The sequence below is a fragment of the Massilia sp. P2_C2 genome (assembly GCF_056404615.1).
Map to the genome: position 1 here is coordinate 1 of NZ_JBFUDR010000302.1, position 7567 is coordinate 7567.

At 66.4% G+C, this 7567-nt stretch carries 6 protein-coding genes, 1 pseudogene and 2 riboswitches; of the genes and pseudogenes, 4 read left to right on the plus strand and 3 right to left on the minus strand.

Annotated features, from left to right (window positions below; all coding sequences use genetic code 11):
* Positions 1-769: DUF1631 family protein (locus AC1DYX_RS25260; protein WP_477263990.1), on the minus strand; the 769-nt coding region annotated here is incomplete at its 3' end.
* Positions 770-1158: 389 nt separating this feature from the next.
* Here AC1DYX_RS25260 and AC1DYX_RS25265 point away from each other — a divergent pair.
* Entirely contained in the window at positions 1159-1374 is a 216-nt protein-coding gene (locus tag AC1DYX_RS25265; RefSeq protein ID WP_477263992.1) for a hypothetical protein, read from the plus strand.
* Between the two features lie 167 nt (positions 1375-1541).
* Here the strand turns inward: AC1DYX_RS25265 and AC1DYX_RS25270 are convergent, their stop codons facing one another.
* A complete protein-coding gene (locus AC1DYX_RS25270) occupies positions 1542-2099 on the minus strand; it encodes an ATP-dependent Clp protease proteolytic subunit (protein ID WP_477263994.1) in 558 nt (185 codons plus the stop codon).
* 177 nt (positions 2100-2276) lie between these two features.
* A riboswitch (glycine riboswitch) is annotated at positions 2277-2363 on the plus strand.
* Positions 2364-2378: 15 nt separating this feature from the next.
* Positions 2379-2473, plus strand: a riboswitch (glycine riboswitch).
* Between the two features lie 52 nt (positions 2474-2525).
* Between AC1DYX_RS25270 and gcvT the strand changes: the two genes are divergently transcribed.
* The 3 genes from gcvT (at position 2526) to gcvP (ending at position 7107) form a co-directional block, all read left to right on the plus strand.
* Complete coding sequence (gene gcvT / locus AC1DYX_RS25275) at positions 2526-3650, plus strand: glycine cleavage system aminomethyltransferase GcvT (protein WP_477263996.1); 1125 nt, start codon at positions 2526-2528, stop codon at positions 3648-3650.
* 46 nt (positions 3651-3696) lie between these two features.
* Complete coding sequence (gene gcvH / locus AC1DYX_RS25280) at positions 3697-4077, plus strand: glycine cleavage system protein GcvH (RefSeq protein WP_477263998.1); 381 nt, start codon at positions 3697-3699, stop codon at positions 4075-4077.
* A 144-nt stretch (positions 4078-4221) separates the two neighbouring features.
* Positions 4222-7107 (plus strand): aminomethyl-transferring glycine dehydrogenase, encoded by a 2886-nt coding sequence (gene gcvP, locus AC1DYX_RS25285; RefSeq protein WP_477264000.1) that lies wholly within the window; start codon positions 4222-4224, stop codon positions 7105-7107.
* 69 nt (positions 7108-7176) lie between these two features.
* Here the strand turns inward: gcvP and AC1DYX_RS25290 are convergent.
* A pseudogene (locus AC1DYX_RS25290) lies at positions 7177-7567 on the minus strand (methyl-accepting chemotaxis protein); the annotation flags it as partial.

The window sequence follows — 7567 nt, forward strand, 5'->3', positions numbered from 1 at the left end:
CGTCGCCGAACAGCTTGCGCAACTGCTCGGCCAGCGCGGCGCGCTGGCCGGCGCGGACCGCCTTCGCGGCGGCCACGTCATCCGTCTTCTGGATGCGGTAAGCATCGACGGAACCGGGCTGCCCATCCTTGCGCAAGGCGACGACGAGCGCGTCCAGCAGCGGCGCGAAATCGAACACGATGTCCGGCCGCAGCAGGGGCTGGATCAACCCATGGGCCTCGGCATCCGGCTCGAATTCGCGCCACGCTTCCTCGATGGCGCCGAGGAAGACTTCGGGACGGAACGGATTACTGTCGGTGCGCAGCACGCCGCGGCCCAGCAACATGCCGAGCCGCACGGCCAGTGTCGCGAGCTGGTCGGAATGGGCGATGTCGAACGGACGCGCCAGCGCACCCAGCGCGAGCCGGCTGTCGATTTCTTCCAGCGGCACGAGGCTCAGCGCGGACGCCGGGACACGCCTGGCCGCGGCCTGGGGCGCCAGCACGTCGAGCTCGCGGCGCACGCCCAGGTCGATCGCGCCAGACGCCAGGTGGAAGAATGCGTAGCCATTGTCCTTCAGCAGCCGGGCCGACTTGACACGGCGCTGCACATCGCGCGGATCGCCATCGGGCCGGGTCATGTCACCGAGGGCCGCGGCCATGCGGGCCGTCATCGCGGTCAGTTTCGCCTTGACGTACTCGCTGGCGATACCGGCGAGCGCATCCAGCGTCGCCTGCTGCGACGACGCGGCCTTGCGGGCGGCCGGAGTCTGGACATGGCTGGAAGACATGGAATGGTCACGGTTGGGTTGCACTGATATTGTGGCACATAATTTCCAACTGGCAATAGGAATCCACGACCGTTCGCACATTCAATGCAGGTGCCGACTATCGCCGAGAAAAAATGCTTATGCTATTGCTTGGCGATGATAACGACGTAAAACGCTATGCTGCGCCGCAAAATTGGGTTGCCGGCGAATAAGAATATGCGTATTCCGCGTTAGTGAAGAAAATTATTGCTATCGAACTGCCTGTAGTCCTACAACGGCTCAAGGATTGTTCCGATACCAGTTCCATTGCCGCGCTCTCATGATTGCAATACCGAAATCACTACCGAATGTCAATGTTCGATAGAAACTTTTCGGCAAGCAAGACATATCCACTATTGAAAGGAATGATCATGGCTTCGAACAAAAATTCGCGCTCGGGTAACCAGGGCGGCTCCCACGAGCAACACGTCAAGGCTGGCCAGCAAAGCCACAAGAATGACGGCAACAAGCAATCGGGTTCGGGCTCGGGTTCGCGCTCGGGCGGCTCGGGCGGCACCCGCGGCGGTACGCCGGAGCAGCATGCCGAGGCCGGCCGTCAGAGCCACAAGAACGACAACAAGCGCTGATCGCAGCGCCCGCCGGGCGGCATCGATTTCCGGATTCCGCCAGCAACGGTAGCCATACAGGAAGTACGGACAGAGCCTGAGGCGGGCAGACCGCTGCAGGCTCTGTCTGTTTGTGCGGACCGCCCAGGCACGGGGCCGCCTCCCGGACGAGGCGTCCGTGCGCGCGGTCAGATATTGTGCAGGTGCGCGCCCCGCGGCGGCGCGAAGTCGACGACATCGTGGATGAGGCCCGACGCCTTGGCGTCGCGTGCATTCAGGTGCAGGTCGCCATACTGGTGGATGCCCCATTGCTCGGGGGTCAGCTCGATGTGCTTGCGCAGGATGGCTTCGGTGCGCGCATCGTCGGCGCGCAGACCCTCGACGATGATGTTCAGCGCATCCGGACGCGAGCCCGGCGAGGCCGTCGCATGCGACTTGTGGATCATGAAGCGGGCCGTCTCGCTCGCATAGCGCTGCTTGCCTGACAGGAACAGGATGACGGCGATCGACGCCACGGCGCCGCCGTTGTACATGATGCAGTCGACGGGCGCGTTGGCCAGGAAATTGTACAGGCACAGGCCGTCGCTCACGTAGCCGCCATTCGACTGCACGAGCATGTGCGCCGTTTCGATGCCATCCTCGTTCATGCTGGCTACCGCCTCGAAGACGCGATGCACCATGTCGCTGTTCACGTCGCCAGACAGGGTGAAGTACCCCTCCTTCTGTTTTGCTTGATCTTCGCTCATAGTGATCTCTTCCGTCGCAAGGGTCGTGTAGCAAGTGTAACAAAACACGTCCGCATGCTCACGTGGCCGCAATGCAATAGTGCGCACCCTCGCCGGTCGCCCTCGCCGGTCGCCCTCTGCGCCCCCTCGGGCGCCTCCCTGCGGATTGACTTCCCGTCACTACTGACATAGACTTCGCAGTCTTGACCGGGAGAGCGCAGCGCGAGGCTGCCGCCGAAGGGGCATTACCCAAAAACTCTCAGGCAACCGGACCGGTCAAGGGCTGCCGCGCAGGCGCGGCGGACCAACTCTGGAGAGCGGCCTCACGGCCCACCGAAGGGGCAGGCGGAACTCGAAACCGCTATCTCTCAGGTACCGAGGACAGAGGGGTGCGAGAGCATGCGGCCATCCGCGTGCACGACCCCATTTTCTGCCAAGGAACCATCCATGACGCTCAAAGCGACCCCGCTCAATTCCGTACACCGCGCCCTCGGGGCCAAGATGGTCGACTTCGGCGGCTGGGACATGCCCGTCAACTACGGCTCCCAGATCGAAGAACACCATGCCGTGCGCAGCGATGCCGGGATGTTCGACGTGTCGCACATGTGCGTCGTCGACCTGAAAGGCGCCAATGTCCGGCCTTTTCTCCGCGGCCTGCTCGCGAACAACGTCGACAAGCTGCAGGCGCCGGGCAAGGCCCTGTACTCGTGCATGCTCAATCCACAGGGCGGCGTCATCGACGACCTGATCGTCTACTATTTCGCCGAAGACTGGTTCCGCCTCGTCGTCAACGCCGGCACGGCCGAGAAGGACATCGCCTGGATCCGCCAGCAGAACGACGCCACGAACAGCGGCCTCTCGATTACCCCGCGCCGCGCCGACCTGAGCGATGACGGCATCGCCCTCGTCGCCGTGCAGGGCCCGAACGCCCGCGCGAAGGTCTGGCAGGTCGTGCCGCAGACCCAGGCACCGTCGGAAGGCCTGAAGCCGTTCAATGCCGTGATCGTGGACGGTACGCCGTTCGGCGAGCTGATGGTTGCCCGCACCGGCTACACGGGCGAGGACGGCTTCGAGATCGGCGTGCCGGCCAGCCAGGTAGAGGCCCTGTGGCACGCCCTCGCGGCCGCCGGCGTGAAGCCGGCCGGCCTCGGCGCGCGCGACACGCTGCGCCTGGAAGCGGGCATGAATCTGTACGGCCAGGACATGGACGATGGCGTTTCTCCGCTGGACGCCGGCCTCGCCTGGACCGTGGACCTCGTGTCCGGGCGCGACTTCATCGGCAAGGCCGCGCTGCAGCAGGCCGGCCAGAAACAGAACTTCGTCGGCCTGATCCTGCGCGAAAAAGGCGGCATCCTGCGCGCCCACCAGAAGGTCGTGGCGGGCTCCGGCGAGACGGGCGAGATCACGAGCGGCACGTTCAGCCCCACGATGCAGCAGGCGATCGCGCTGGCGCGCGTGCCGGCAGGCGTGGCCGTCGGCGACACCGTGCACGTGGAAATCCGCGACAAGAAACTGGCGGCCTCCGTCGTCAAGCTGCCGTTCGTGCGCAACGGCAAGATCCTGGCATCCTGAGAACAAATTATACTAACCGCACCATCCATCACTACCGGAGCAATGCATGAACATCCCTGCCGACCTGAAGTACACCGAATCCCATGAGTGGGTCCGCCAGGAGGCCGACGGCACCCTGACCGTGGGTATCACCGAATACGCGCAGGACGCCCTGGGCGATATCGTGTTCGTCGAACTGCCGCAGGTCGGCAAGGCCTTCACCGCCGGCGACGACGCCGCCGTCGTGGAATCCGTCAAGGCCGCCAGCGACATCTACGCCCCGGTTTCGGGCACCGTCGTCGCGGTGAACCAGGCCACGGCCGACGCGCCGGATTCGATCAACGCCGACGCCTACGCCGCCTGGCTGTTCAAGCTGCAGCCGTCCGATCCGGCCGCCTTCAACAACCTGCTCGACGCAGCCGCCTACGGCAAGACCACCGAGGGCTGATCGCCTTTCGCGGGCGCGTCCGCGCGGCACGCCCGACCATCGTGTCCGCCCGGCGTGCCGGGCGACGAACCCGATTCACCGTCGTACCCGCCCATCGGGGCAAGCCGGCCCGCCGGCAGCTCAATCACTTTTTCTGTGCCCATCATGACCCGCACCAGCCTGACCCAACTCGAAGCACGCGATGGCTTCCTCCCGCGCCACATCGGCCCGTCCGAATCCGAACAGGCAGCCATGCTGTCCGCCCTCGGCTACGCCTCGCGCGCCGAGCTGATCGACGCCGTCGTCCCCGCCAACATCCGCCGCAAGGACAAGCTGGACCTGGGCCAGTTCTACGAGCCGCTGCCCGAGCAGGCCGCGCTCGCGAAGCTGAAGGGCATCGCCGCGCAGAACAAGGTGATGAAGTCGCTGATCGGCCAGGGCTACTACGGCACCCACACGCCGCCCGTCATTCTGCGCAACATCTTCGAAAACCCGGCCTGGTACACGGCTTACACGCCGTACCAGCCGGAGATCTCGCAGGGCCGCCTGGAAGCCATCCTGAACTTCCAGCAGGTGATCACCGACCTGACCGGCATGGGCATCGCCAACGCGTCGATGCTGGACGAAGGCACGGCCGCCGCCGAGGCGATGACCCTGATCCAGCGCGTCGGCAAGTCGTCGTCGAAGGTGTTCTACGTCGCCGACGACGTGCTGCCGCAGACGCTGGAAGTCGTGCAGACCCGCGCGCAGCCGATCGGCGTCGAAGTGCGCACGATCGCGGCCGGCGACATCGAGAACCTGGACGAAACCTGCTTCGGCGTGCTGCTGCAATACCCGGGCGTGAACGGCGACGTGCGCGACTACCGCGTGGCCGTCGAGAAACTGCATGCCGCCGGCGCCATGGTCGTCGTCGCGGCCGACCTGCTGTCGCTGACCGTCCTCGCGCCGCCGGGCGAATGGGGTGCCGACGTCGTCGTCGGCAACAGCCAGCGCTTCGGCGTGCCGCTCGGCTTCGGCGGCCCGCACGCGGGCTACCTGGCCACGCGCGACGAGTACAAGCGCAGCATGGCGGGCCGCCTGGCCGGCGTCACCATCGACGCCCAGGGCAACCCGGCCTACCGTCTCGCGCTGCAGACGCGCGAGCAGCACATCCGCCGCGAAAAGGCCACGTCGAACATCTGCACGGCGCAGGTGCTGCTGGCCGTGATGGCCTCGATGTACGCCGTCTACCACGGCCCGAAAGGCCTGGAGCAGATCGCCCGCCGCGTGCACCGCTACACGGGCATCCTCGCCGCCGCGCTGAAGGGCCTGGGCCTCCAGCTGGCCAACGACACGTATTTCGACACGCTGACCGTCATCGCGGACAATGCCGACGACATCCACCGCATTGCCAATGAGAACGGCGTCAACCTGCGCCGCATCGACGCGCGCCACGTCGGCATCTCGCTGGACGAGACGATCACCCGCGACGACATCGCCGTGCTCGTGACGATCTTCGGCGGCACCGCCGGCGACATCGACTTCGACACGCTGGACAAGGACGCCGCCGACGCTTACCCGGCCGCGCTGGCCCGCACGAGCGCCTACCTGACGCACCCGACGTTCAACCGCTACCACGCCGAGCACGAGATGCTGCGCTACCTGCGCGTGCTGGCCGACAAGGACCTGGCCCTCGACCGCACGATGATCCCGCTGGGCTCGTGCACGATGAAGCTGAACGCGACGTCCGAGATGATCCCGGTCACCTGGCCGGAATTCTCGAACATCCACCCGTTCGCACCCGACGACCAGACCGTGGGCTACCGCGAGATGATAGTCCAGCTGGAAGCCATGCTGTGCGCCGTGACGGGCTATGCGGGCGTGTCGCTGCAGCCGAACGCCGGCTCGCAGGGCGAGTACGCGGGCCTGCTGATCATCCAGAAGTACCACCAGTCGCGCGACGAAGGCCACCGCAACATCTGCCTGATCCCGTCGTCGGCGCACGGCACGAACCCGGCGTCGGCCAACATGGTCGGCATGAAGGTCGTCGTGACGGCCTGCGACGCCAACGGCAACGTCGACCTGCAGGACCTGAAGAAGAAGGCCGAGGAACACAGCGCCAACCTGGCCTGCGTGATGGTCACCTACCCGTCCACGCACGGCGTGTTCGAGGAGGGTATCAAGGAACTGTGCGAGATCGTGCACGCGCATGGCGGCCAGGTGTACGTGGACGGCGCCAACATGAACGCGCTGGTCGGCGTGGCCGGTCCGGGCCTGTTCGGCGGCGACGTCAGCCACCTGAACCTGCACAAGACCTTCTGCATCCCGCACGGCGGCGGCGGTCCGGGCGTCGGTCCGGTGGCCGTGGCCGAACACCTCGTGCCGTTCCTGCCGAACCAGGCCGCCACGGGCTACCAGCGGGACGAGCAAGGCATCGGCGCGGTCAGCTCGGCCGCGTACGGCTCGGCATCGATCCTGCCGATCTCGTGGATKTACATCGCGATGATGGGCGCCGAAGGCCTCACCGCCGCGACGGAAACCGCGATCCTGAACGCGAACTACATCGCGCGCCGCCTGGCCCCGCACTACCCGGTGCTGTACACGGGCCACGACGGTCTCGTCGCGCACGAGTGCATCATCGACCTGCGCCCGCTGCAGGATGCCACCGGCATCAGCAACGAAGACGTGGCGAAGCGCCTGATGGACTTCGGCTTCCACGCCCCGACGATGAGCTTCCCGGTGCCGGGCACGCTGATGATCGAGCCGACCGAGTCGGAAGCGAAGGCGGAGCTGGACCGCTTCATCGAGGCGATGATCTGCATCCACGCCGAGATCGTGAAGGTGGAGCGTGGCGAATACGACCGCATGGACAACCCGCTGAAGGGCGCGCCGCACACGGCGGAAGTCGTCACCGCGGACGACTGGCAGCACACCTATTCGCGCGAAGTGGCCGCCTTCCCGGTGCCGTCGCTGCGCAAGAAGAAGTACTGGCCGCCGGTCGGCCGCGCCGACAATGCCTACGGCGACCGTAACCTGTTCTGCGGCTGCGCGCCGATCGAGGACTACGAGTAATCCACTCGCGGCGTTTGCGTTTKGCCTGCGTCATGGGTAGGGTGGGCTCGGGGAGCCCACCCTACCTAATCAACTGCGCTTGCCGCGGCTGCTAGCCAGCCTGAGGTAAGGCCTGCCGGCCCTGCCCGGACGCAGCATCTGCGTCCACGGCGGGGCCGTTTCGTTTGTATCGCCGTCGGCGCCGTGCACGACCTCGTCCAGGCGGAACGCGGCCACCGTGTGCGCGAGGCCAAGCGCCTGCTGCTGCAGCGAGCGCGCCGCCAGCGCCGCCTCTTCCACCATGCGCGAACCCTGCTGCGTGAGTTCGTCCATGCGCACGATGGCCTGCACGGCGCCATCCAGCTCGCGCACCCGTGCGCGGCCGTCGATGCCGATGCGGTCGACGATGCCGGCGATGTCGCCCACGGCGACCGCCAGCCCGGCCATGGCGGCGCCGGCGTCGACCGCCGGGATGGCGCTG